Genomic DNA, 25,755 nt, shown 5'->3' on the forward strand with positions numbered 1-25,755 from the left:
CCTCTCTTATCTCAACAAAATCTTTCTCCTATAAATAATACCCTCATCTTACAATTTATCAATGATAAGATGAGGGTATTATTATGAAACCTTTTATTTTTTCGGTAAAACTTGACAAACACTCATTTTCTCTTCTGATAATAATAATTTGGCTACTTCTTGTAAATCTTGAACAGTTAAACTTTCTAATACAGTCAATGCCTCAAACAGACTAGATTCATTAAACGCATATCGTGTAAATTGATTTGCAATATATTCCGGCGAATTCAACGAGCGTAAAAAGCCACCTATTTTCTTTTTCTTTACTCGTTCTAATGCCACCTCATCTAATTGATCATAATTTGTATTTAGTAAAATGCTTTTCAAACGCTCTTCCAGCTCATCAGGTTGCTTCGTATCGCCGCCAACCATTGCAAAACCGAAGTTATTTTCTTCCGTATAATCATACGAGAACGAATCATCAATAAGACCTTCATTATATAAAGATTCGTAATGAACGGAGCTTTTCCCAAATAAATAATCTAAAAGTAACGTAAGCGCAATTTCTTGTTTTAAAAGGGCTTTCCCTTTTTCTTTTAAATTTGTCGCTTTAATACCAACTAAACATTTCGGTGTTTGTACAGGCATGGAAATAATTTTCTTCTTTTCATTTACCTCATCTGGTTCTTCCTCAAATGAACGTACAATTTCTGGCTGGTTTTTATAATCTTTTTTCGCTTGATTTTCACGTACTAAATCCATTGTTTTCTCTGGATCAATTGCCCCCACAACGAACAATAACATATTGCTCGGATGATAAAATGTTTCATAGCATTCATATAATAAGTCTTTCGTAATTTTACTAATAGACTCGATTGTCCCTGCAATATCAATTTTAATTGGGTGCTTTACAAACAAGCTATCAATTAATCCAAAGTATAAGCGCCAATCTGGATTATCTTGATACATTTGAATTTCTTGCCCAATAATTCCCTTCTCTTTTTCAACTGTTTTTTCAGAGAAGTAAGGCTCTTGTACGAAGTTTAACAATGTATTTAAATTTTGTTCTACATTTGATGTACATGAAAACAGGTAAGCTGTTCTTGTGAAAGATGTGAAAGCATTTGCTGATGCCCCTTGTTTACTAAACAATTGGAAAGCATCGTGATCTTCTTTTTCAAATAATTTATGCTCAAGAAAATGAGCAATTCCATCAGGCACACGAATCATTTCTTCTTTACCTAGTGGTACGAATGTATTATCCATAGAACCATATTTTGTCGTAAACGTTGCAAATGTTTTATTAAATCCTTGCTTCGGTAAAATATATACATCTAATCCATTAGGAAGTTTTTCATAATAGAGTGTCTCTTTTAATTGCTCATAAACAATTTTCTCCATTTATTCTCCCTCCGTTCCATGTAAAAAGTAAATTGTATCTAGTTCAATATTTTTAGCAACTTTCACAATCTCTTCTTTCGTCACACTTTCAATACCTGAAAGCCATTCTTCAACCGGACGCGTACGGTCTGAAATAATACCATGATACAGCATTTCCACAAATCCGCGCGGTGTATCAATCGCTTCTAATATTTGATTTTGAATGACACTTTTCGTTTGATGCATCTCTTCTTCAGAAAAATCACCATTTTGCATCGCCAACATTTGTTCTTTAATAATCTCAACAGCTTTTTCATAATTTTTCGCTTCGATCCCTGACATGACAAACAATAAGCCTTTATGACTTTCAAAGCGGGATGCCGCATAGTACGCTAAACTATTTTTTTCACGAACGTTAACGAATAACTTCGAATGAGAAAATCCTCCAAACAATCCATTGAACAATTGTAGTGCAAAATAATCTTCGTCTTTATACGTAATAAACGTACGATAACCAATGTGTAATTTACTTTGTTTTAATTCTTGTTTTTCAACAACTTCTTTTTCTTCATTATTTCTCTTATGAAGAAGTACATTTCTCTCTCTCACAGGACGTGCTGAAATAGAAAAATACTTACTTACAAGATCCACTGCGTTTTCTGAAATATCACCAATAATATATAGATCCATTTCATCTTCCGCTAACACTTTTTGATAATATTGATATAAACTTTCATTTGTAATAGATGCAACACTCTCTTTTTTTCCATTTGCACTTAATCGATACGGTTCTACTTTGCACATTTCTTCAATTAAACGCTCGTTTGCATAGCGCATTTTATCATCATACGTAGCTTCAATTCGTTGCAAGAGCGCTCTCTTTTCACTTTCTACAATAGAAGGTAAAAAACCATCCCCCTCTGTTGCTGGATGTAAAACGATATCCGATAACATAGAAAGTGCTTTTTCAAATAGCGGTGGTGCATCATGTAAATATACTTCATTTGCAATGTCTACATAAATAGAGATAATATGGTCTTCTCCTTTTTTACTTACATCTACTGCCAAAGAAGATCCGTATAATTCTTCTAAATATTGACGAAGACGAATTACAGAAGGAAGCTTTTCTGTCGCACTTTGCAATACGTATGGCAATAGGGCACGCTCTGTCACCGTCTCTTCATTTAAAGGTGCTTTAAAACGAAATACAAAAGTATTTGTTTTATATTTATCAGTCGGGATAATATGTACTCGCAAACCACCTAACTCATGTAACTGTTGTTCCATTAGTTTCATTTATAGCCCTCCTTTACGTATATAGGAATATTCCTCTTCAATATACAGTTTTTAGAAATAAAAAATCAACTTTTCTTCCTCACTATACTTACATGAGGCTCTTTCTAAAAACTGTCATATGTAAGGAACATCGTAAAATTCCGTATTACATATAGTCTATGTAAAAAAGCCCGCACTAATGTGCGAGCTTTTTTATACTTATCGTTTTCCTTTTTCATACGGCGTTCCTAACGCTTTCGGAGCTTCAGAACGACCTACAAAACCAACAAGTGCTAATATTGTGAATACATACGGTAATATCGTTAAGAATACACTTGGAATTTCCTTTAGTACCGGAATCGTACCACCTGTTATTCCAAGTGATTGAGCAAATCCGAAGAACAGAGCCGCTCCAAGAGCACCGAGTGGATTCCATTTACCGAAAATCATAGCTGCTAGCGCTAAGAAACCTTGTCCAGTAATTGTAGCACCTGAGAAGTTACCAGAAATCGACATAGCGAAGACCGCTCCACCAACCCCTGCAAACATTCCAGATATAGCAACTGCAATATAACGCATTTTATATACATTAATACCCATCGTATCTGCTGCCATTGGATGTTCACCAACCGCACGAAGACGAAGACCGAACGGCGTTTTATAAATGACATACCAAACGACAAACGCTAAAATAATAGCAATATACGATGTTAACGGTACATTTGAGAAAAAGATTTTTCCGATTACCGGAATATCCGAAAGACCCGGAACATCGATTTTTTCAATACGATATTGAATGAAATCAGTTTGTCCTTTGCCAAAGATTTTCTTAATGGCAAATACCGTTAAACCAAGAGCTAAGAAATTAATCGCTACCCCGCTCACTACTTGATCCGCACGGAATGTAATGGATGCTACCGCATGAAGAAGTGCAAATAACCCACTACCAATTGCTGCAAATAATAGAGCTATCCAAGGAGTCATCGCTCCCCACGTATCACCCATTAATAACGTTGTAACGATACCAGTAAATGCACCAAATAACATTAAACCTTCTAACGCTATATTTACAACCCCAGAACGTTCACTAAACACTCCACCTAACGCCGTAAAAATAAGTGGCGCTGCCGTATATAACGTACCCGTCACAAGAATGGCTAAAATATCTAAAAAGCTCATTTATTTCCCCTCCTTGCTCATGCGTGTAAGTGCCCAGCGTAAAACATAACTGCACGCTACAAAGAAAATAATACATGCAATAATAACGTTAATTAACTCAGAAGGTACATCTGCTTCAAAATTCATTTGTGGGGCTGCACTTTTCAAACCACCGAACAGTAAAGCCGCTAATAATATACCAAACGGATTATTCCCCCCAAGTAGAGCTACCGCAATCCCATCAAATCCGATACCAGTAAACGAAGACATCGCTGTCATGTTTTGGAATGTACCAAGCCCTTCCATAGCACCACCAATCCCTGCAAATGCACCCGCAATCGTCATAGATAGTACAACATTTCGAGAAACTTTCATCCCCGCATACTGAGAAGCATGTTGATTAAATCCAACAGATTTCAATTCGTATCCCAATGTCGTTCTGTCCAATAAGAACCACATAATAATTGCTACTAATATCGCTACGACAATCCCCCAGTGCAAACGAGAACCATCTGTTAAAGAAGATAACCATTCAGAAGATAAAGAAGCACTAGATTTTATATCATATGACTTCTCATTCGCCTCATGTAAAAAGCGTTTAATTAAATCATACGTCACGTAAAGTGCAATATAATTCATCATAATCGTTACGATTACTTCATTTACTTTAAATTTCCCTTTCAAATATCCCGGGATAAATCCCCATAGCCCACCAGCTATTGCCGCTACTAAAATTGACAACGGAATATGTAAAATTGCCGGTAATGATACTGCATATCCAAACCAAATAGCAGCAAGCCACCCGACTAATAACTGTCCTTCTACTCCGATGTTAAAAAGGCCTGTACGGAATGCAAATGCTACAGAAAGTCCTGCTAATACAAGCGGAATCATCGTACGTAATGTTTCACCAATTGCTTGTGGATTTCCAACCATTCCTTCCCAAAGCGCTGCATACCCAACAATTGGATCATATCCACTAAATAACATTACAATGGCACCAACAAGTAAACCAAAAATAACGGATAATACAGGAACTAAAATATTAATTGTTCGCTCCGTTAAAAATTTTTTAGCCATTTGTATTCACCTTCTCTTTCTCCGTTCCGCCAGCCATCAACAAACCAAGCTGTTGTTCATTTGTTTCTTTCGCATCAACAATTGCTACAATTTCCCCTTCATATATAACAGCAACTCGATCACTTACATTTAAAATTTCATCCAGTTCTAGCGATAGAAGCAATACTGCTTTTCCCTTATCTCTTTGCTCGATTAATTTTTTATGAATAAATTCAATCGCACCTACATCTAAACCACGTGTTGGCTGTGCTGCAATTAATAAATCTGGATTACGATCCACTTCGCGTGCGATAATTGCCTTCTGCTGGTTTCCACCAGATAGTGCACGAGTTAATGTGTGTTCACCGGGTGTACGCACATCAAACTGTTCAATAAGCGCTTTTGCTTTTTGTGTGATTTGACTAAAGTTTAAAATCCCTTTCTTTGAGAATGGATTTTTATAGTACGTTTGTAAAACTATATTATCTCTAACAGAAAAATCAAGCACAAGACCGTGTTTATGACGATCTTCTGGAATATGACCAATTCCTTCCTCTGTAATTCTTCGAACAGGCCAATTTGTTATTTCTTTTCCTTTAATTGCAATAGAACCTGACTCAACTTTTCGTAAACCAGTAATTGCCTCTATTAATTCACTTTGTCCATTTCCATCAATCCCTGCAATACCAACGATTTCTCCTGCACGAACAGTTAAGTCAAGGCCTTTTACAGCAGGTAATTGGCGTGCATCATGAACGAAAATATTCGAAACAGATAGAACCTCTTCTTTCGGTTTAGCCTCTATTTTTTCTGTTTTAAAATTCACTTGACGTCCGACCATTAATTCTGCAAGTTTATGTTCATTCATTTCCGCAACGTCAACTGTACCAATTCCTTTACCTTTACGAATAATTGTGCAACGATCGCAAACTTCCATAATTTCTTTCAATTTATGTGTAATAAGAACGATAGATTTTCCTTCTTGCACAAGCTTTTTCATAATTTGAATCAACTCGTGAATTTCTTGAGGAGTTAACACCGCAGTTGGTTCATCGAATATTAAAATCTCCGCACCACGATAAAGCGTTTTTAATATTTCAACCCTTTGCTGCATCCCAACCGAAATATCTTCAATCTTTGCATTTGGATCAACTGCTAAACCGTACTGTTCAGATAATTGTTTAATTTCTTTCGCAGCCTCTTCAACAGCAATTCTTCCTTTTTTCTTCGGCTCATTTCCAAGAATAATATTCTCTGTAACTGTAAAATTATGAACAAGCATAAAATGCTGATGGACCATCCCAATACCAAGATCATTTGCTATATTCGGATTTGTAATTTTTACAGGTTTTCCTTTAATCTTAATTTCTCCCTGTTCTGGTTGATACAAACCGAACAGTACATTCATCAATGTTGATTTCCCTGCACCATTTTCTCCAAGTAAAGCGTGTATCTCTCCCTGTTTTACTTGCAGCGTAATATCATCATTCGCTACAATGCCTGGGAATACTTTTGTAATATTGTTCATCTCAATTACGTATTCCATTTTGTTCCTCCTTCTAGCAGGGAACACTCCCCAATTGCAGTCTATTAAAGGTATTTTTATATATACAAAGGTTAGTTCTAAGAACTAACCTTTGCTATTTCTCTATTATTATTTCTTTAGAGAAGCTTCATATGTTTTATATTCTTCGTCAGTTGCAGGTACTTTAATTTCACCGTCAGTGATTTTCTTCTCAAACTCTTCTACTTTTGTTAAGATTTCTGGATTTACTTTTTTCACATTGTCAGTAGTTTTTGCAATACCAATACCGTCATCTTTTAATCCGAACTCTTCTACTTTACCGCCTTTTAATTTACCATCTTTCGCTTCTTGTGCTACTTTTGCTACTGCAATATCAACACGTTTTACCATAGAAGTTAAAGTTACGTTTTCAGGCATACCTTCTTGATTTTGGTCACGGTCAACACCGATTACCCAAACGTTTTCACCTTTTTTCTTACGGTTTTTCGCTTCTGTGAATACACCGTTACCAGTTGCACCTGAAGCATGATAAATTACGTCAACTCCACCACCGTACATTGCTGAAGCTAATACAGATCCTTTTTCTGGTTTGTCAAATGCATCTGCATATTGCGCTACAATTTCGATATTTGGATTTACTGCTTTTGCACCAGCTTTGAAACCTGATTCAAACTTTGTAATTAATGGGCTCTTCACTCCACCAACAAATCCAACTTTATTTGATTTTGTCGTCATTGCTGCTACAGCACCAACTAGGAATGAACCTTCATGGTCTTTAAATGTAATACTTGTTACATTCGGCTCTTTTACAACAGTATCTACAATAGCAAATTGCTCTTTCGGATATTGTTTTGCAACCTTTTCAATCGAGTCTTGCATTAAAAATCCAATTCCGAATGTTGTGTTATAATGATCTTTCGCAAATTTTGTTAAGTTCGGAATATAGTCTGCATCTTTACTTGATTGAAGATAACGATATCCTTCATTTTTCTTTAAATCGTTGTCTTTACCAAATTTCGTTAAACCTTCCCAAGCTGATTGGTTAAATGATTTATCATCAACGCCCCCAACATCTGTAACCATACCAACTTTGAACTCTTTTTTGTCGCTACTCGCCTTATCCGAGTTACCACATGCACCTAAAATCGCGCTTGCTGCTAATGTTAATGATAATAAAAGACCTGTTTTTTTCTTCATACTAGAAACCCCTCCTAAAATTATATATATATCTTTATTCTTACGCTGCTGTCCCTAACTTCTTGCTGTCACCTCCCTAAAATGGAACTTACCTACTTCTTAATACGTGGAAGCTAAACTTATCAGCTCTAAAGTAATTGATAGAATATAAGATTGGCTCATCATTTTGATCATAGTGCATTTGTTTTAAAACTAGCAGTGCCGTTTCCGGTTCACATTCTAAAATCGGTGAGATTTTCGGATGATAGCCAATTGGCTCAATGTGAGCAACTGCGTATGTGATACGTTTGTGCGTATTGTTATGTATCACTGTAAGTAACGATTCTTCGTTGTATCCTGATAAATCTGGCAAGATTTCTTTTGCAAGTTTATCGATACAATATACAACAGGTTCCCCATCTGCTGTACGCACACGCTCAATCATTACCGCATTAAAACCGTCTTCACTATTAAACTTCTCTTTTTCCTCTTCTGTTAAACTTGTTGTAGATGATGATAAAAAGATAGTTCCTGGTGTTTTCCCCACACTAGAAATCATATCTGTAATACTAGAAAGTTGTTCAATCCCAGAAGAAAATAACGGCTTTGCATTTACAAATGTTCCTACACCATGTCTACGAATGACAACATTTTCTTCTTCTAAAATACGCAGCGCTTCCCTTAAAGTCGCCCTACTTACACCAAGTTCTTTCGCTAAATCAAACTCTGATGGTAACTTCTGTCTTTCTTTGTAAGCTCCATCTTTAATTTTTTCTTTGATGTGATCAATCACCCGTAAATATAGGTGACGACTATCGGATTTTACTGACATAAGACTCCCCCGCATTTCAATTATTCGACCTCTGATGTAAGACTTCTTTTCTCTTTTTTCAACTTACAACATAATAAAAATTGCTAAATACTAAAAATAAGCTTAATTGTCGAATAAATATTAATAATTTTTCAAGATGAAATTTTCACTCTTTACTGCATAAAAAAAACTTCGCACCATAAACATTCCTCATTTCGAGAAAAAGTTCGGCACAAAGATCTCTTACATCCTTTGTTACACACTTTTCCCCTCATAGTCCAGCAATTCATGGTTGCCGGGTAGAAACTTATGGACCTTATCTCCAAGATTATATGAGGCAGTGATTCTTTTCGAAGTAATCTTACCACTTGCTCCCATACGTGTCAACAAAATTTAACATTTTTCTACATTAAATATCGAACATTCATTAAAAACATAATCAAAGTATTCGTATTCTAAAGAATCGCTTTAGATGTAAGCCCTTTCTTTATCACTGAATATAGTATATAACAAAACTAGCATATAAAAAAGCCTAATTGTAAAAACAATTAGGCTTTTTTTATGAACTTTTTTCTTGTACATCATTAATGAGCACTTCTCGTGGTTTACTACCTTCATACGGACCTACTACACCATTCATTTCCATTGCATCAATTAAACGGGCAGCTCGCGTATAACCTACTCTAAACCTACGTTGCAACATAGAAACAGATGCTGTTTGCATTTCCACTACAAGCTGAACTGCTTCATCATATAATTCATCTTCTACTTCCTGCTTCGTATCAGGAACATCTTGTGGAATCATATCTTCTTGATATTGCGCTTTTTGCTGACCAATAACATACTCTACAACTCTCTCAACTTCATCATCGGATAAAAATGCACCTTGTACACGTACAGGCTTCGATGCACCAATTGGTATAAACAGCATATCTCCACGACCTAGCAGTTTCTCTGCACCACCACCGTCAAGAATTGTACGAGAGTCCGTTTGAGAAGATACCGCGAATGCAATACGTGATGGAATATTCGCTTTAATAACTCCCGTAATAACATCAACCGATGGACGCTGCGTCGCAATAATTAAATGAATACCAGCCGCACGAGCCATTTGTGCTAAACGCATAATCGCATCCTCTACATCTGATGAAGCAACCATCATTAAATCGGCTAACTCGTCCACTATTACTACAATATAAGGTAATTCCGGTTGTTTCGCTTCTGATTGACTATTATGTTCTTTAATATGATCATTATATCCTTCAATGTTACGCGTGCCACTATGAGCAAATAATTCATAACGTCGTTCCATTTCACTCACGACTTTTTTCAAAGCTTGTGATGCTTTTTTCGGATCAGTTACAACCGGTGTTAATAAATGCGGAACGCCGTTATATACATTTAACTCTACCATTTTCGGATCAATCATCATTAATTTTACTTCATGTGGTTTTGCACGCATTAAAATACTAACAATAATACCATTAATACACACACTTTTCCCGCTACCTGTCGCACCAGCTACTAGTAAATGGGGCATTTTATTTAAACGGGCTAATACAGCTTCACCTGTAATATCTCGTCCAAGACCAATTAACAACTTCTCTTCCGGATGATTATTAGCCTTAGAATCAAGAACTTCTCTTAGCGTTACCATAGATACTTCTGAGTTCGGAACTTCAATCCCTACAGCTGATTTCCCGGGAATAGGTGCTTCAATACGAATGTCTTTCGCAGCTAAAGCAAGTGCTAAATCATCACTTAAACTAACGATTTTGCTTACCTTTACTCCCATATCAGGATACACTTCATATTTTGTAACTGCAGGACCTCTATGTACTTTTGTTACTTTCGCTTTCACTCCAAAACTTTGGAATGTACGTTCTAATTTACGAGCATTCTCATAAATTTCTGCATTTTCATTTGTAACTTGCTTATTCTTAGGAAATTTCAATATATCAAGTGCAGGAAGCTTGTAATCTTTATTTTCTACATTTGAAAATTGCATTGGCGGGGCACTTGTTTCCGCCTCTAAAGATTCTACAATCTTTTCTCCACGCTTTTTCTTAGATTCTTCAACAGGCGGAGCCTCTTCAATAGACGGTGAAGTTATTAACTCTGCTTCCTGTTCTTCGCTAATTCGTTTATTCTCTTCTTCATTTACAGGATAATTCTCAGTGAAATTCGAAATAATTGGAGGATCAATTGAGATTTCTTCCATCGGCTCAATAATCTCTTCTTGTTCTGCAGCACGTTTGCTCCTTGTGCTTCTCGTTGTTTTTTTCTTTTCTGTTTGTTCAGCCGTCCTTTTGGATCTCCAATCTTTATAATCCCCTTGCATTACTTCAAATTGACTTCTAAGGATTCTTCCTACAGGGGCAAGTACTTCTCCAATATGCTTATTTGTTATACACAGTATGCCGAGAATCACTAAAATAATACCAATGATATAAGCTCCTACTTCGTCAAATAAAAAGTAACACGTCGCGAACATAAGCGCCCCAAACATACCACCGCCTAAATGAACGCTATCCGGCCCCTTTTTCATTTCAAGAAAGAAGTTATCTTTCGTACTCACAATAACAGAAGTATTTTGCACTGCTCCATCTTTCGTAAGAAGGTTAAATAATGTAATATGACTAAACATTAATATCGCCAATACTATTAAATAAAAACCAATTAACCGTTTATTTAAAAGGTTCGGCCATCCACGTTTGATAACAAACGAAACCGATAAAGCTATTACACCTAACACACCAATTATGTACCACTCACCAAAGAAGAAGCGAAAAAATAACACAAACGATTTCCCTACAACACCTAGCTGTAAAATCGTAATGATTGAAAGTGCAAAAAGAGTTAAACCTACGATTTCATAATACAAAGTTGGCTTTATCGTGCGTCTTGCTTTTGCCTTCGTCCCTCTTTGCTTTTGTTTTGCCATTTCTTCACCTCGTGTTCTACATGTAAGTAGGGCTTCCTTAAAAAAGCACTACTTATATGTCTGTTTTCTCTATTTTTTCAGGTCTTATATCTTCTATTTTTACACTTCTTGTAAATTGTTAAATAAACAGAAGAAAGCAGCCCTCTCATGGCTGCTCAACCGTCTTGTTTTTTATATTATACCATAGCTTCTAAACAAAATCCTGCTTTTTGCTAAAAGGTTATTTTCTGGCCGGGCTCAAACTCTAAGTAGTGTAGCGGATCTGTACTTAACACACGTACAATAGAGTAACACCCATGTTCTTCTTCAGAAACCATTAATTCAACACCGTTTATATTTACAACTTTTTGGCTTTCACATTGCGAATAATCAGCTGGATATACAAGTTGCTCTGGCATAATTGTGTATAAAATCATTGTAACATTGTCCCTTCTGCACTATCATCCATGCGAGCATCTATTAATTCATTCAGTTTTCGAATCGCATTCCCAATTCCACCGACATCATCTATAAGACCATATTTCACTGCATCGCCACCAATTACATTCGTCCCAATATCTCGCGTCAAATTCCCTTTCGCAAACATAAGTTCTTTAAAACGATCTTCGGTTACTTTCGAATGCTTCGTCACAAATCGAATGACTCTTTCTTGCATTTTATCTAAATACTCAAATGTTTGCGGCACACCTATAACAAGACCTGTTAGACGAATGGGATGAATTGTCATCGTCGCAGTTTCCGCAATAAATGAATAATCCGTAGAGACGGCGATTGGTACACCGATAGAATGCCCTCCGCCCAGAACAAGTGATACCGTTGGCTTTGAAAGCGAAGCTACCATCTCAGAAATTGCTAACCCTGCTTCAACGTCACCTCCGACCGTGTTTAATATTAAAAGCAAACCTTCAATTTTCGGATTTTGTTCTATCGCAACAATTTGCGGAATAATATGCTCATATTTTGTTGTTTTATTTTGCGGCGGCAACTGAACATGCCCTTCCACCTGTCCAATGATTGTTAAACAATGAATACTCGATTCATTCATTTGTGGTACATTCGTTTGCCCTAGCTGTTGAATTTTTTCCACTATCGAGGCTTCTTTCCCAGTTTCTTTCGGCTCAGCCTCTTTCCCTTCATTTGTATAACGATCACGTTCTGTCATATCGCATCCCCTTTCACTCGTATATAACTATTATTTCTTAAGTTATAAATTTCATTCGATAGAGTTTAAAAAGAAAAAAAGATCACCCGTAAAGGTGATCTTTTTTATACTTCCATAATAATCGGTAAAATCATAGGTTTTCTCTTTGTCTCTTCGTACAAGAACTGCCCTAATAATTCACGAATATTTTGTTTTAACATAGACCATTCAATTGAATACTCTTTAATCGATTGCTCAACAATCATACGTACAATCTCTGTAGAGCGGTCAATTAACGCTTCTGATTCACGAACATACACAAAACCACGTGAAATGATTTCTGGACCAGAGATAATTTTCTTTTCATCTTTACCAAGTGTTACAACAACTACTAATATTCCATCTTGAGATAACATTTTTCTATCTCGAAGAACGATATTACCAACGTCACCTACACCTAATCCATCAATTAACACATTACCAGCTTGTACTTTGCCAACTAAGTTTGCTTCATCTTCACCAAAAGCAATTACATCGCCTTTTTCTACGATAAAGATATTCTCTCTTGCAATACCTACATCTTCAGCTAAATATGCATGTGCTTTTTGCATACGGAACTCACCATGTACGGGTACAAAATACTTAGGTTTCATTAAATTTAACATTAATTTTAATTCTTCTTGGCTACCGTGACCTGAAACGTGAACTTTTCTTTCACCGTAATAAATAACATCAGCTCCAGCTCTAAATAACAAGTCAATAATTTTCGATACAGATATTTCATTACCCGGAATTGGAGAAGCCGCAATAATAACCGTATCGCCTTTACGAATTGAAATTTGTTTATGAGCTTGCTTCGCCATTCTAGAAAGGGCTGCCATCGGTTCACCTTGGCTACCTGTCGTTAAAATAGCTACCTTTTTCTCTGGGAAATTGTCTACTTCTTGTAGTGAAATAACCATACCTTCTGGAACATCTAAATAACCAAGACGTCTTGCGATATCTACCACTTTCACCATGCTACGACCTACAACCGCTACTTTTCGTCCTGTTTCAGCAGCTGCATCAAATACTTGTTGAATGCGATGTACATTCGATGCAAATGAAGCAACAATAATACGTCCTTCTGCGCCGTAGAACACTTTAGAAATTTCTACACCAACTTCTTTTTCAGAACCTGTATAGCCTGGACGCTCAGCATTTGTACTATCAGATAATAAGCACAGTACGCCTTCATTTCCGATTTGTGCCATTTTCCCAAGGTCTGCCCCACTATTTCCAATTGGAGTTTGATCGAATTTAAAGTCTCCCGTGTATACGATAGCACCTTTTGATGTATGGAAACAAACACCAACAGAATCTGGAATACTATGTGTCGTTCCAAAGAATGACACCGTTGTAGTATTAAACTCTACTGTTGAATTTGAATCGATCGTTTTTAAGTCTACACGGCCTAACATACCCGCTTCGCCAAGTTTTTCTTGTATAAGTCCTACCGTTAATTTCGTTGCATACACTGGAATAGATAATTTACGAAGTACGTAAACAATACCTCCAATATGATCTTCATGACCGTGAGTAATAAATAAACCTTTTACTCGCTCTTGATTTTCCACTAAATATGTAATATCAGGAATAACAATATCAATTCCAAACATTTCATCTCCTGGGAACATTAATCCTGCATCTACAATAAAGATTTCAGAATCAATTTCAACACAGTACATGTTTTTCCCGATTTCACCTACTCCACCAAGAGCAAATACTTTAACAGACTCATTCTCTTTTCTCTTCATGTTGTTGCCTGGTTTAAAAATCTTTCAAACACTGATTTCACTAAAATTGCAGAGACACCAGGGGAAACTCTACAACCACCATATATTCACCGTCCAAGACGAATGTCCTTACCGTTATGCGATATCATGTCCTTATTTATTTTTTAAACCAGGTTTCACCTCTCTTTCATTATATAAATCAAATATCTTATTCGATATGATATGAAAATGTAATCAAATTATAATTTTTACCAATTTTGCTAAGCATACCCGTACTAAGCTACTTAGCCATATTATACCTGATACAAGAAATAGAACACAAGTTAAATCGTGCGAAAGAGAAAGTAAAAGAACGGAATTACAACAAAAGTATCGAACGTATTTCCTTTATATTTGCTTCGATTTTGTACTCCATAATTTTTTGAAGAAATAGCCATAAATACACTAAATTTATTTCATAATATGGATTTTCATGACTTATTCTTCTAGAATCGAACAAAAAAACTTATAAAATAAAGCTTTTTTATGAATCACATCACATTTGAGGCAATTCCTCTGAAAAATAGAATCGATAGTTTATTACTTTTATACAAATGTTTATTCTATAATAACTATGTTTTTTTGATTCATTTAAAGGGGGTACAATTATTTTCTTGTATATGTTGCAATACATAATGAAAAAGCGATCAAACACATGGAGTAATATGGTAGGTAAAAAAGAGCGGCAAAGATTTTCATACCATAAAAAAATGACCTAGTTCTATACTAGGTCATTTTTTATTAACGAGGGATAGATTGCATAACAGATTGTAACGTTACTCTTTCTTCTTCTGTTAATGGAAGAAGTGGTAAACGTACAGAGCCTACATCTAATCCAACCATTTGTAACGCTGTTTTTACTGGCGTTGGGCTTGGCGCCATAAATAATGAATCCGTTACTCTTACAAGTAATTGATGTAATTTTTGCGCCTTTTTAAATTCTCCTGCTTGGAATGCTGCAATCATTTCTTGCATTTCATTTCCGATAACATGAGATGCTACAGAAACGATACCTTTCGCTCCAACTGCCATAGCTGGTAACGTTAAACCATCATCACCGCTGTATACCGCAAAGTCGTCCGCTGTTTTTTCAATGATTTCTGTCATTGTTAACACATCGCCGCCTGCATCTTTAATCGCAACAATGTTTTCTATTTCTGATAAACGAACAACTGTATCAACGGAGATTTGTACAATAGATCGTCCTGGAACGTTATATAGCATAACCGGAAGCGGCGTGCTTTCAGCAATTGCTTTAAAATGCTGATACATTCCTTCTTGACTCGGTTTGTTATAATACGGTGCTACTAGCATTACTGCATCAACACCAACCTCTGTTGCCTTTTTAGTTAAGTCAATAGAAGCATGCGTATTATTACTACCTGTTCCAGCGATTACGGGCACCCTTTTATCGACAACAGATACGACATGGCGATATAACGCTACTTTTTCTTCTGAAGTTAATGTAGGAGATTCTCCTGTCGTTCCTCCTACCACGATTGCTGTTGTACCGTTATCTATTAAATAATTTACCAATTTCGTTGTCTTCGCAAAATCGATATTTCCGTTTTTATCAAACGGAGTTACCATCGCGGTTGCAATTGTCCCAAAATCTATCATGGTCTCACTCCTTATTGTTCCAGTTGCTTTTCTTTTGAAAGCTCAAACGCACTATGTAATGCATTTACAGCCTCCACTAAATCAGTTTCTTTTACAAGAACCCAAATTGTTGTATGGCTATCTGCCGATTGCAGAATTTGAATACCTTTTTCCGCTAAAGCTGTAACGATTTTCGCAGTAACCCCTGGGTATCCTGCCATTCCAGCTCCTACAATAGATACTTTTGCACAATGTTCTGTCACAATTGGCTCATATCCAAGGTTTTTTAATAATTCAACTGCACGACTTGATACACTATCACTCACCGTATAAGCTACCCCGGTAGGTGAAATATTAATTAAATCGACACTGATTCCTTCATTCGCCATTTCTTTAAACACCTGCTGTTGCAAATCATATGCTGTTTCTTTTGCAAGCACTTTAATTTGCGTCACATTTGACACATGAGCGATACCTGTAACAGGCCGTTCTTCTACATCACGGCCTTTTGTAGCACCGTCCGATGCTGAAATAAGCGTACCTTCACTATCAGAATACGTAGAACGTACACGAAGTGGTACTTTTGCATGCATCGCAATTTCCACTGCACGTGGATGAACAACTTTTGCACCTTGATATGCCATGTTACAAATTTCATTGTACGTTACCGTTTGAAGATGACGTGCATCTTTTACAATGCGAGGATCCGCAGTCATAACACCTTCTACATCTGTGAAGATATCGATGTATTCAGCATGAAGCGCAACACCTAACGCTGAAGCTGAAGTATCGCTACCTCCGCGTCCAAGTGTTGTCGTATCACCTTTTTTCGTTTGTCCTTGGAATCCTGTAACTACGATTACCTCTACATTTTCTAATTCTTCATGTACACGATCGCAATTCATTTCAATAATCTTAGCATTCGTAAAATCCTCATTTGTTACAAAACCAGCTTGTGCACCATTTAATGCCGCTGCTTTTATACCGTTCTCATTTAACATGTTAGAGAAGACGATTGCTGAGATTAATTCTCCGCATGATAATAATAAATCTTGCTCACGATTAGAAATGCGAGATTCCTCTTGATTTACAAGACTTAACAAAGTATCAGTTGCATATGGTTCACCTTTACGGCCCATAGCAGATACGACAGTAACTACTTTATAACCCGCATCTAGCGATTTTTTTATATGATGAAGCGCATGCTTACGTCCATTTTCATCACGTACGGATGTGCCACCAAATTTTTGAACAATAATTTTCATATTTTGCACCTTCTCTTAGCCGTTTACACTAATTGTAATTTTACTAAGCGCTCTGCAATTTGAACAGAATTCCATGCAGCGCCTTTTAATAAGTTATCAGATACGACCCAAAGATGGAATCCTTTATCGTTATTTAAATCTTTACGGATTCTTCCAACGAATACTTCGTTTTTACCTACTGCAGTAGCTGGCATTGGATATAACTGCTCTTCTGGATTATCTTGCAGAACGATACCTTCCGCATTTGCAAGTAAGCTCTTGAATTCTTCTACTGTTACACCTTCTTTTTCTACTTCGATGTAAACAGACTCAGAGTGACCTGATACAACTGGTAAACGTACACATGTTGCCGCTACTTCTAATTCAGGCATATGCATAATTTTTTTCGTTTCATTAATCATTTTCATTTCTTCAAACGTAAATCCATTATCTTGGAATTTATCAATCTGTGGAATCGCGTTGAAAGCAATTTGGAAATGTTTCTTATCACCTGATACAGGTAAAACATTCGCCTTCACTTCTTCACCATTTAAGATTGCTTGTGATTGTTCATGAAGTTCTTCAATCGCTGCCGCACCAGCACCTGATACAGCTTGATATGTGGAAACGATTACTCGTTTTAAACCATATTGCTGACGAACTGGCTCAAGAGCTACTACCATTTGAATTGTAGAACAGTTTGGATTTGCAATAATACCATTATGTTCTTTTAAGTCGTTTTCATTTACTTCAGGTACAACAAGTGGCACGTTTTCTGTCATACGGAATGCACTTGTATTATCAACAACAATCGCACCGCGCTTTGCTGCTTCTGGCGCTAATTGTTTTGATACAGATCCACCAGCACTAAATAGTGCGATATCTACTCCTTCAAAACTTTCAGGAGTTGCCTCTTGAACTGTAAATTCTTCGCCTTTAAATACAAGTTTCTTACCTGCAGATCGTTTAGATGAAAGTAACGTTAACTTCCCAATTGGAAATTCTCGTTTCTCTAAAGTATTTAACATTTGTTCACCAACTGCGCCGGTTGCTCCAACTACAGCGACATGAAAAGTTTTTTGCTTTTCCATCACTATGCCCCTTTCTAGATACCAATCCTTCTATAACTTAGAATTAGAAGGAGTATACAATACCCCTTCTAATCTTAATAACGTTAATTTTATCATATTCTACAGTAAGAATGATGGTTTCATCAAAAATTGTCCGTTTTTTTTCGTTTTTTAATTCATATATCTGAATTTTTCTACGACAACCGGTTGCAATTGCTTCCCTTGTAGCGCTTCTAATACTGTATCTTCAAGCAGCTCCATGCGAGCTACCATTGAGTTCGGTTTTTTCTCTGGTGCATCTTGGCCGAATGGGACGAAATAGATGTTTTTTGTTGCCATTAGGCGCATGAGGTTGACACCAACAGGGTAATGACGTTATAAATATTTATTTTCCTTCTATTATATAATCATTTCACAGGCTGTAAATTTATTTCGTATACCATATTCTTCACAGGTACCCATAAACGAATTCGACGGTACTGTAGTAATTAAATGGAAAAGTTCTACTTTGATATTGAGTTTATTGAAGTATAATATTTACATATATATCCTTTAATTGGTATGATTTACTTGTTCAAATAAAGGGGGGAGATTTTTGAGTCTAAACATGTATTTAGGGGAAGTACATGCCCAAACACAAAGTATGAATGCTGTATGTACGACTACCATTCAAAGTATGGAACAAGCAATTCAGTCGATTGACGCTTTTGCAATGGATACTGTGTTACAAGGACAAACATATAGCAGTGCAAAAACATATCTTGTCCAAACATTCCGACCTTTGGCGCAAGGAATTATATACTTATGTGAAGAATTAATTCGTCAAAATGATGCGTTTCCAAATGATTTTCAAGCAAAAGTTGCTTCGACAGATGTTATCGAACAAGAAATAAGAGAACAAATCCAAGAAATCAATCAAACAATTGCAAGTATAGAAGCAATAGAGGTACTTACACCCATGCCTGGAGTAGACGCAATTGTAGCTGTTTTAGTTGAGATGAGAAAAAAACTTGAAGAAAAACTAGAGCATCTATATGAATTCAATTATACATCCAGTAATAACTACAGCACTGCTCTTCAATTAGCAGCTAGTATCACAGCCGGACTCGCTGAAGTGCAAAGTGGAAAAGGATTTAGTCCCGCAAGTGGGACGTTTAACACACAAGGGTTAAATATGGATTGGATAGCCTCTATTCAAGCGATTACAGAAGATAGGAAGCGTCCAGCAAATAATTCAATTGAAGAAGGTGCAATGTGTGGTCCATTAAATAGTGAGAAAAAAGATGAATCTTTACTGGATAAGTTTAAACATGGTGTTGAAGATTTTTATAGGGAATTTAGTAAAATAAAAGATGTCACCGATGATAAAATTGCAGCTGCGTTTGAAAAAGCCGGATTAGGTGTGCCCTATCATATAAAAAAAGGAGTGGGCAACGCTTTAGGTGATGAATTATTAGGAATTGCAAATGCAGCTCTCCATCCAATAAATACATTTAATGACACGGTTGAAGCTTTTTCTGATCCAGCTGGAACATTCAATGCGATAAAACAAGCCCTTTCCGATTCTTGGAATCGTGATGTTATTAATGGAGACTGGAATAGTCGTGCTGAATGGTATGGAAACGCAATGGGTCATGGTATGTTCGCTGTTGCCGGAACAAAAGGTGTAGATAAAATTTCAAAAGCAGGTGAGGTAGCTGCTTTGACAGGCCTTACTAAAGGGCAATCCCTTATAACTAATTCCTCAGCATACAGAAATGCGCTACATATACTAAATAACTATGAAGTCAAATCTGGAAATCATCTTTCATATGCAGGAGTTGGTAGCACTCAACAGTACTTGCAGAAGGCAGCGAAATATACTTATGAAGGTGCAAACGGCCCTAAGACTATCAGTCTTAGAAAAGGTGAATTAGCTGGAGATAAGCATCCTGTTACTGGAATTCCCTATGACTTAGATGGATTCCCAATTTTTGATGCCATAACTGAAGTCAAATTAAAAGAAGCTGATTTCAAAAAAACAAGACCTACTCATGATAGAATATGTAATAAACTATTATACGAGCAAATTTTAAAAGATCCCAAATTGGCTGCAAAATTTACAGAGAAGGAAATTGAGTTATTTAAACATGGTGAAAAACCTAAGACGTATACATGGCATCATCATCAAGATACAGGAAGAATGCAGCTTGTAGATGCATTCCTGCATGAGAAAACTGGTCATACAGGCGGTTATAATATCTGGGGTAAAAAAGGAGAAAAATAAGGAGGATTACCCATGAGTAATATTACATGGATTGGTGCAAGTGATAAGGAAGTTACGGATAATGAGATTAAACAAGTAGAACAATATTTTAACATTAAATTCCCTAATGATTTTATTGAATGTGTAAAGAAATATGATGGTGGCTATCCACGGCCGAAAGTGTTCGATATACAAGGACTAGACGAAAGTACATTTAATGATCTATTAACTCTACATATTGATGATAAATATTCGATAGTTCAAAGATATGAGAATATAAAAGATAGATTAACGGATGGAGTTTATCCTTTCGCAAGTGATTCTTTTGGCAATTTCATATGTTTTGATTATCGACGCAACCCCGAATCACCAACAATCGTATTTTGGGATCACGAGGAGGAAGAGATACAAGATTCAATCTACCCTGTTTGCTCAACATTCACAGAATTACTTGATAGTCTACATGATTTTGAAGATGAATAATATAAGAATAAAAGAAGAGCACCTTGAAGTGAGGATAAATGTTCTTCTTTTTTTGGTTTATTAAAAGTAAATTCTAATTTCATAGAAATAAAAGGAGAATTTTATATGTGGAAAAATCTAGTTTTAGAAATTGGAGATATACTGAAAAGTGTTAACTTTAATTTGAACACATCAGCAAAAGATACTGAAGTTCATAGATTAAGAAAACACGTGAAAGAGAAATTTAATGTTGACTTACCGAGTGAATATGAGGAGTTTCTTAAAACTGTAAATGGATTAGATTTTAACGGGCTAGTACTTTATGGAGTTGACTCTTATTTGTTAGATACAGAAAGGGACGAATCAATTTGCGGGCTTATAGAAACCAATGAGGTTTGGTATGAAAATGAATTTCAAAAAGAGTACCTTTTCCTTGGAGATTCAGATATTGCATGGTTTTGTAAAAAACTATCTGAAGGTACTTACTTAGAACTTGATAAACCATCTGGTACAGTGATGGAAACATATAATGATTTCAATACAATGCTTGAGGAAGCATTGAAAACAGCCCTTCTTTAATAGGGGGTATTAAAATGAATCATGTTACTGGGATTGGGGTAAATAAAAAGAAATTACAGATGAACATATTCAACAAGTAGAACAATATTTGGGTGTTAAATTTGAAAATGATGACCCAAAAGGTAAAGTATTAAATTTCGTTGAAGCTAAATACGAAGTTAAAGAAAAGAAATAATACATACTTGATATATCATTTGATTTAGGGGGCTTCTCCATGAAGGTTGTGCGCTCTATATTTAAAACTTTTCGTTTAGTAGGTTTAATTGTAAAGCCAGTACTTAAAGCATTATCTAAAACTAAATTTTAAATCTCATAAAAATAAAAATCCCCTTCTGCATATGAGTGCACAAGGGGATTTTTCACTTATTCTATTTATTCTACAGACAACGAATATAAATATGAAAATAAGAAACGGTGTATATTTACACTAACATTTATAAATGCAAAAATCAATATATAATTATCTACCTATAGAATCAGATAATAATTTTTGTTCATAAAACTATTCTTTTGAAAAATATCATTATAATTTAAAATATTAACATCAATTTATTACTTTCTCCTTAGTGTTTTACCTCTACGTTATACTACATTACCTATTGAGAACTATAACAAACACATATGTTGTAAAATACATTTTTTTGAGGAAAATTTAACCATTTATTGTTATAATTACATCTGCAATATTTTCCCAGGAGAGGTCCTATAAAGAACAATAGGATAATGGACATACATATTAGGCACTCCCCTTCTTTAATACGTTCATAGAAATATAGAAAGGGTTTATACGATGGGACAATTTCAAAGTAATTTTCAATCGGCACAACAAATCGCTACGCAGATGAGAGCAGCGTCGGATACCATCCAAAGTGCAACAAATCGTTCTATAACAAAAGCGACGCGTACTACGCTATCTGTTAATTCCAAAGCACAACAGGCGAACCAACAAGCTTTCGATTTAACGAAACAATTTTCCGCGGCCTTTCAACAAGCGGTCGATAATATTCATTCGGTAGCCAAAGAGTTTGAGAGAATGGATCACGAGCTTCACAACACTTTTCACTAATGTGACCACCTTCGTAAAGATAAAACGGTAGGAGGAAAAAGATGGATCGAGATATCGAAAACCAAATCAAACAGTTAAATCAAAAGTTACGAAATGTATTTGAAGAACAGGACCGAAATCAATCCGCGATTCAAACTCAGGAACAAGGGGAAGCAGATTTTCACGAGTGGAAAGGTCGAAGTAATCGCTTATTTAACCGTATTTTAGAAACTTGGCACAACGATAGGGAATTATCTCATTTTTTTATGAATATCCGTCAAGAAGCACAACACATTGAGCGAAAACTTACATTCGAATTGGAAAATCAAAAAGAAACATTGCTTAAAGAAAGACGAGACCTTAGTAATTTAGAAAACGACCGTTCCTATCAGCAACAACAATTAGCAAGGGAGGTCAATGCACGAGTTTAAATATGTATTTGGGAGAAGTACAGAATCAGACTCAAAGCATGAACGCTATATGTACCGCTACCATTCAAGGTATGGAACAAGCCATTCAGTCGATTGACGCTTTTGCAATTGATACTGTTTTACAAGGACAAACATATAGCAGTGCAAAATCATTTTTTGTACAAACTTTTCGGCCTCTAGCGCAAGGGATTATTTACTTATGTGAAGAACTAATTCGTCAGAATGATGCTTTTCCAAGTCAATTTCAATCACAAGTCGCTTCTACAGATGTTATTGAACAAGAAATAAGAGAACAAATACAGGAAATCAATCAATCGATTGCAAGTATAGAAATGATGAATGCCGTTACACCAATGCCTGGAATAGATGCACTTGTGGCTGTTTTAGTTGAGATGAGAAAAAAACTTGAAGAAAAACTAGAGCATTTATATGAATTCAATTATACATCCAGTAATAACTACAGCACAGCCCTTCAACTAGCAGCTAGTATTGCTACTGGTCTTACCGAAGTTCAAAGTGGAAAAGGATTTAGTCCTGCAAGTGGTACATTTAGTACACAAGGATTAAATATGGAATGGTCGGGGCCTATTCAAGCAATTACAGAAAGTAAAGCTCGTAAAGCACAAATTGAAAAAGCAATTGCTTTACGAGAACAAGAAGCCAATAGACCATGGTATGAAAAAACAGCTATCAGTACTTGGGAATTTATGAAAGAATTTTTTCAAGGCGCTGGCAGTGCAGCTTTCGAAAGCGTTATTGGAATCGAATCACCTGATAATGATGAATTAGAAAGCAAGTTAACTTATCAAGCGGGAAGGTTCACGGGAAATGTTATAGCAGGAGCGGCATCCATTATAGAAATTCTAGAAGGTCTTACCGTCATAGGCGGCTCTAATTTTTTAACTCTAGTCGCAACAGTAGGAACTGGTGGATTAGCATCACCAATTGCTATTACATTTGATGCAGCTGCTACAGCGGCTGGAGTTAGTCTTGTTGGACATGGTGTATTTGTTGGGCGTAATGCAATTCAAAATGGTAAGGATACTCTTCAAAAATTCCAGTCTTCTCCGTCTTCTGGTGGACCTGTTAATAAAGCTAAAGAGAATGGTAAGCTTGATAAAGAAGGAAATACTACTAAGGGGATGGATAATACTAGCAAGAAAGCCAGCGAACTTAATTTTGGTAGCACAGAAAAATTAGACGGCCATTTTGGAAAGCATGGTGGAGAATTTGGAGGTGCATATTCTAATATGAATGAATATCTGGCTGGTGCTAATGATGTGATTAAGAATGGAACCAAGGTACAATATAATTACAAATTAAAAGATGGAACAATAGAATTGAGAACTGGCTATGTAAAGTTTATGAAAAACAGTAGTTTAACTAACCCTAAGGGTGTTCCAATAAAAAGTTATGCTAAATTTGAGTTTGTAGGAACTAATAATTTGGGGGAAATTACAACATACCATGTAGAAAGTGGGAAAACTTTCTGGAAAATGATGAATAATGGTAACAATATTCCTGTTATCAATCCAGTAGAATAGAGGTTATAAAATGAAAAATAAGATATTGATATGTAGAATTGATCCAATTATTGAAGAAGAAATAGATTTTTTGATAAATAAGCAAAAAGTAACAGGTTTTAATACTTCACCTCAAGAAGTTATTGTAAATAAAGAATATGAAGCTGAGATAGATATATTTGTGAATGACGCTTTGACAATAGAAGAGCAAATAGAAGATAAATTTAAAAAAATAGAAAATACCACCAATGGAGGTTATATTCTTTTTGGTAAATTGCTTAAAGATAATATTTTAGACGTTGGATTCTTTATAACTAGTGACTTATTTGAAGACTACAAATATTTAGAAGGTCAATATGTCTGTTTACAAGTTGACAGACTACAAGTATCTTTTGACTAGCTACTTTTCTAGATTCTGAGGGCAAGAAAGAAACTTTTTGAAGAACAAGCCTTCTTTAAGATTGGATATTTCAATGAACCATGTTATCTAACTTGGAGTAAGTGAAGAGAAAGTTACATATGGAGAATAATCAACAAAAGAGACCTCACATTCGGGGTCTCTTTTGTTGATTTAAATTAAAAATTATTATTTAAGTGGATGCTCTTTTGTAACTCTTACTTTACATACACATATGCTTCAATTGCTGATACATGATATGTTTTACCCTTGCTGTTATGTACTTTGTATTGTGGCGCTCCATTCACAGTTACCTTTACATCAATGGTAAATCCTAATCCTGCATCTAAAGTACCAACAACATCTTTATCCTGCCAAGAAGGAGCATCATAGAAACGTAGATTGTTAACTTTTGAAACAACGTGCTTCCCTACAATAGAAGAATCCACTGTACTTTTCTTGTTAAACTTCACATAAGATGGATCGTTCTTAATCCATTGTTCTCCACTAAGATTTAACCAACCATCCTTTTCAGCCCATACAGCATAATATAAATCATTAGCATCAATTTATTACTTTCCCATTTGTATTTCACCTCTACGTTATACTACATTACCTATTTAGAACTATAACAAACACATATGTTGTAAAATACATTTTTTCCAAGGAAACTTTAACTATTTATTGTTATAATTATATCTGCAATATTTTCCCAGGAGAGGCCCTATGAAGAACAGTAAGATAATGGACATACATACTAGGCACTCCCCTTCCTTAATACGTTCATAGAAATAAGAACAAAAGGTATGTATCAAATTGAGGGAAAAGTAGATGGAATAACATATATTGTTGGATTTAAAAATGGCAGAATAGGACAATTATATCCTAAATAGAAATC

At 35.7% G+C, this 25,755-nt stretch carries 21 protein-coding genes, 2 pseudogenes and 1 riboswitch; of the genes and pseudogenes, 7 read left to right on the top strand and 16 right to left on the bottom strand.

What is annotated here, in order from left to right; translation table 11 throughout:
* Positions 1-93 precede the first annotated feature (93 nt).
* From yfmH to spoVFB, 15 genes and pseudogenes are all read right to left on the bottom strand, one after another.
* Positions 94-1,380, bottom strand: a complete 1,287-nt coding sequence (gene yfmH / locus JDS82_RS00430) for an EF-P 5-aminopentanol modification-associated protein YfmH (protein WP_000411935.1) — start codon at positions 1,378-1,380, stop codon at positions 94-96.
* Positions 1,381-2,655: an EF-P 5-aminopentanol modification-associated protein YfmF gene (yfmF, locus tag JDS82_RS00435; RefSeq protein ID WP_199712504.1), complete on the bottom strand. Its 1,275-nt coding sequence runs from the start codon at positions 2,653-2,655 to the stop codon at positions 1,381-1,383. It lies immediately after the preceding gene.
* Between the two features lie 198 nt (positions 2,656-2,853).
* Positions 2,854-3,813, bottom strand: coding sequence for an ABC transporter permease (locus JDS82_RS00440; RefSeq protein ID WP_000008847.1), 960 nt, complete (start codon positions 3,811-3,813; stop codon positions 2,854-2,856).
* Positions 3,814-4,872 carry an ABC transporter permease gene (locus JDS82_RS00445; protein ID WP_199712505.1) on the bottom strand — a complete coding sequence of 353 codons (1,059 nt, stop codon included), beginning with the start codon at positions 4,870-4,872 and terminating at the stop codon, positions 3,814-3,816.
* Positions 4,865-6,397, bottom strand: a complete 1,533-nt coding sequence (locus JDS82_RS00450; RefSeq protein WP_000456916.1) for an ABC transporter ATP-binding protein — start codon at positions 6,395-6,397, stop codon at positions 4,865-4,867. Before JDS82_RS00450 ends, JDS82_RS00445 begins: the two co-directional genes overlap by 8 nt.
* Before the next feature lie 108 nt (positions 6,398-6,505).
* The gene (locus JDS82_RS00455) at positions 6,506-7,573 is read right to left on the bottom strand and encodes a BMP family lipoprotein (protein ID WP_000730589.1); all 1,068 of its coding nucleotides are present in this window, start codon (positions 7,571-7,573) and stop codon (positions 6,506-6,508) included.
* A gap of 88 nt (positions 7,574-7,661) precedes the next feature.
* Positions 7,662-8,384 carry a GntR family transcriptional regulator gene (locus JDS82_RS00460; protein WP_000114177.1) on the bottom strand — a complete coding sequence of 241 codons (723 nt, stop codon included), beginning with the start codon at positions 8,382-8,384 and terminating at the stop codon, positions 7,662-7,664.
* Positions 8,385-8,617: 233 nt separating this feature from the next.
* A riboswitch (purine riboswitch) is annotated at positions 8,618-8,719 on the bottom strand.
* Positions 8,720-8,922: 203 nt separating this feature from the next.
* Positions 8,923-11,307: a DNA translocase FtsK gene (locus JDS82_RS00465; protein WP_001118773.1), complete on the bottom strand. Its 2,385-nt coding sequence runs from the start codon at positions 11,305-11,307 to the stop codon at positions 8,923-8,925.
* Positions 11,308-11,519: 212 nt separating this feature from the next.
* Positions 11,520-11,723 carry a YlzJ-like family protein gene (locus JDS82_RS00470; protein ID WP_000605020.1) on the bottom strand — a complete coding sequence of 68 codons (204 nt, stop codon included), beginning with the start codon at positions 11,721-11,723 and terminating at the stop codon, positions 11,520-11,522.
* Complete coding sequence (gene tepA / locus JDS82_RS00475) at positions 11,720-12,469, bottom strand: translocation-enhancing protein TepA (protein WP_000139828.1); 750 nt, start codon at positions 12,467-12,469, stop codon at positions 11,720-11,722. The genes JDS82_RS00470 and tepA overlap by 4 nt, the downstream gene beginning before the upstream one ends.
* 104 nt (positions 12,470-12,573) lie before the next feature.
* Positions 12,574-14,244, bottom strand: a complete 1,671-nt coding sequence (locus JDS82_RS00480; protein WP_000823081.1) for a ribonuclease J — start codon at positions 14,242-14,244, stop codon at positions 12,574-12,576.
* Between the two features lie 759 nt (positions 14,245-15,003).
* Positions 15,004-15,882, bottom strand: a complete 879-nt coding sequence (gene dapA, locus JDS82_RS00485; protein ID WP_000564777.1) for a 4-hydroxy-tetrahydrodipicolinate synthase — start codon at positions 15,880-15,882, stop codon at positions 15,004-15,006.
* A gap of 11 nt (positions 15,883-15,893) precedes the next feature.
* Positions 15,894-17,126, bottom strand: a complete 1,233-nt coding sequence (gene dapG / locus JDS82_RS00490) for an aspartate kinase (protein ID WP_199712506.1) — start codon at positions 17,124-17,126, stop codon at positions 15,894-15,896.
* A 23-nt stretch (positions 17,127-17,149) separates the two neighbouring features.
* Positions 17,150-18,196: an aspartate-semialdehyde dehydrogenase gene (gene asd, locus JDS82_RS00495; RefSeq protein ID WP_000414854.1), complete on the bottom strand. Its 1,047-nt coding sequence runs from the start codon at positions 18,194-18,196 to the stop codon at positions 17,150-17,152.
* A 150-nt stretch (positions 18,197-18,346) separates the two neighbouring features.
* Positions 18,347-18,535: pseudogene (gene spoVFB, locus JDS82_RS00500) on the bottom strand (dipicolinate synthase subunit B); the annotation flags it as partial.
* Between the two features lie 235 nt (positions 18,536-18,770).
* Between spoVFB and JDS82_RS00505 the strand changes: the two are divergent.
* The 7 genes from JDS82_RS00505 (at position 18,771) to JDS82_RS00535 (ending at position 24,860) form a co-directional block, all read left to right on the top strand.
* Positions 18,771-20,441, top strand: coding sequence for an HNH endonuclease (locus JDS82_RS00505; protein WP_199712507.1), 1,671 nt, complete (start codon positions 18,771-18,773; stop codon positions 20,439-20,441).
* Between the two features lie 12 nt (positions 20,442-20,453).
* The gene (locus JDS82_RS00510) at positions 20,454-20,903 is read left to right on the top strand and encodes an SMI1/KNR4 family protein (RefSeq protein ID WP_098720666.1); all 450 of its coding nucleotides are present in this window, start codon (positions 20,454-20,456) and stop codon (positions 20,901-20,903) included.
* Between the two features lie 105 nt (positions 20,904-21,008).
* Positions 21,009-21,461, top strand: coding sequence for a YrhA family protein (locus JDS82_RS00515; RefSeq protein WP_199712508.1), 453 nt, complete (start codon positions 21,009-21,011; stop codon positions 21,459-21,461).
* A 790-nt stretch (positions 21,462-22,251) separates the two neighbouring features.
* Positions 22,252-22,527, top strand: coding sequence for a TIGR04197 family type VII secretion effector (locus tag JDS82_RS00520; RefSeq protein WP_199712509.1), 276 nt, complete (start codon positions 22,252-22,254; stop codon positions 22,525-22,527).
* Between the two features lie 41 nt (positions 22,528-22,568).
* Entirely contained in the window at positions 22,569-22,937 is a 369-nt protein-coding gene (locus tag JDS82_RS00525; RefSeq protein WP_199712510.1) for a DUF3958 family protein, read from the top strand.
* A 2-nt stretch (positions 22,938-22,939) separates the two neighbouring features.
* Positions 22,940-24,481 carry a T7SS effector LXG polymorphic toxin gene (locus tag JDS82_RS30015; RefSeq protein ID WP_199712511.1) on the top strand — a complete coding sequence of 514 codons (1,542 nt, stop codon included), beginning with the start codon at positions 22,940-22,942 and terminating at the stop codon, positions 24,479-24,481.
* 10 nt (positions 24,482-24,491) lie between these two features.
* Positions 24,492-24,860 (top strand): hypothetical protein, encoded by a 369-nt coding sequence (locus JDS82_RS00535; RefSeq protein WP_016135238.1) that lies wholly within the window; start codon positions 24,492-24,494, stop codon positions 24,858-24,860.
* A gap of 215 nt (positions 24,861-25,075) precedes the next feature.
* Here the strand turns inward: JDS82_RS00535 and JDS82_RS00540 are convergent.
* A pseudogene (locus tag JDS82_RS00540) lies at positions 25,076-25,405 on the bottom strand (N-acetylmuramoyl-L-alanine amidase); the annotation flags it as partial.
* Positions 25,406-25,755 lie beyond the last annotated feature (350 nt).

Origin of the sequence: Bacillus cereus group sp. N14, assembly GCF_016483555.1 — a bacterium.
Lineage (GTDB): Bacteria > Bacillota > Bacilli > Bacillales > Bacillaceae_G > Bacillus_A > Bacillus_A wiedmannii.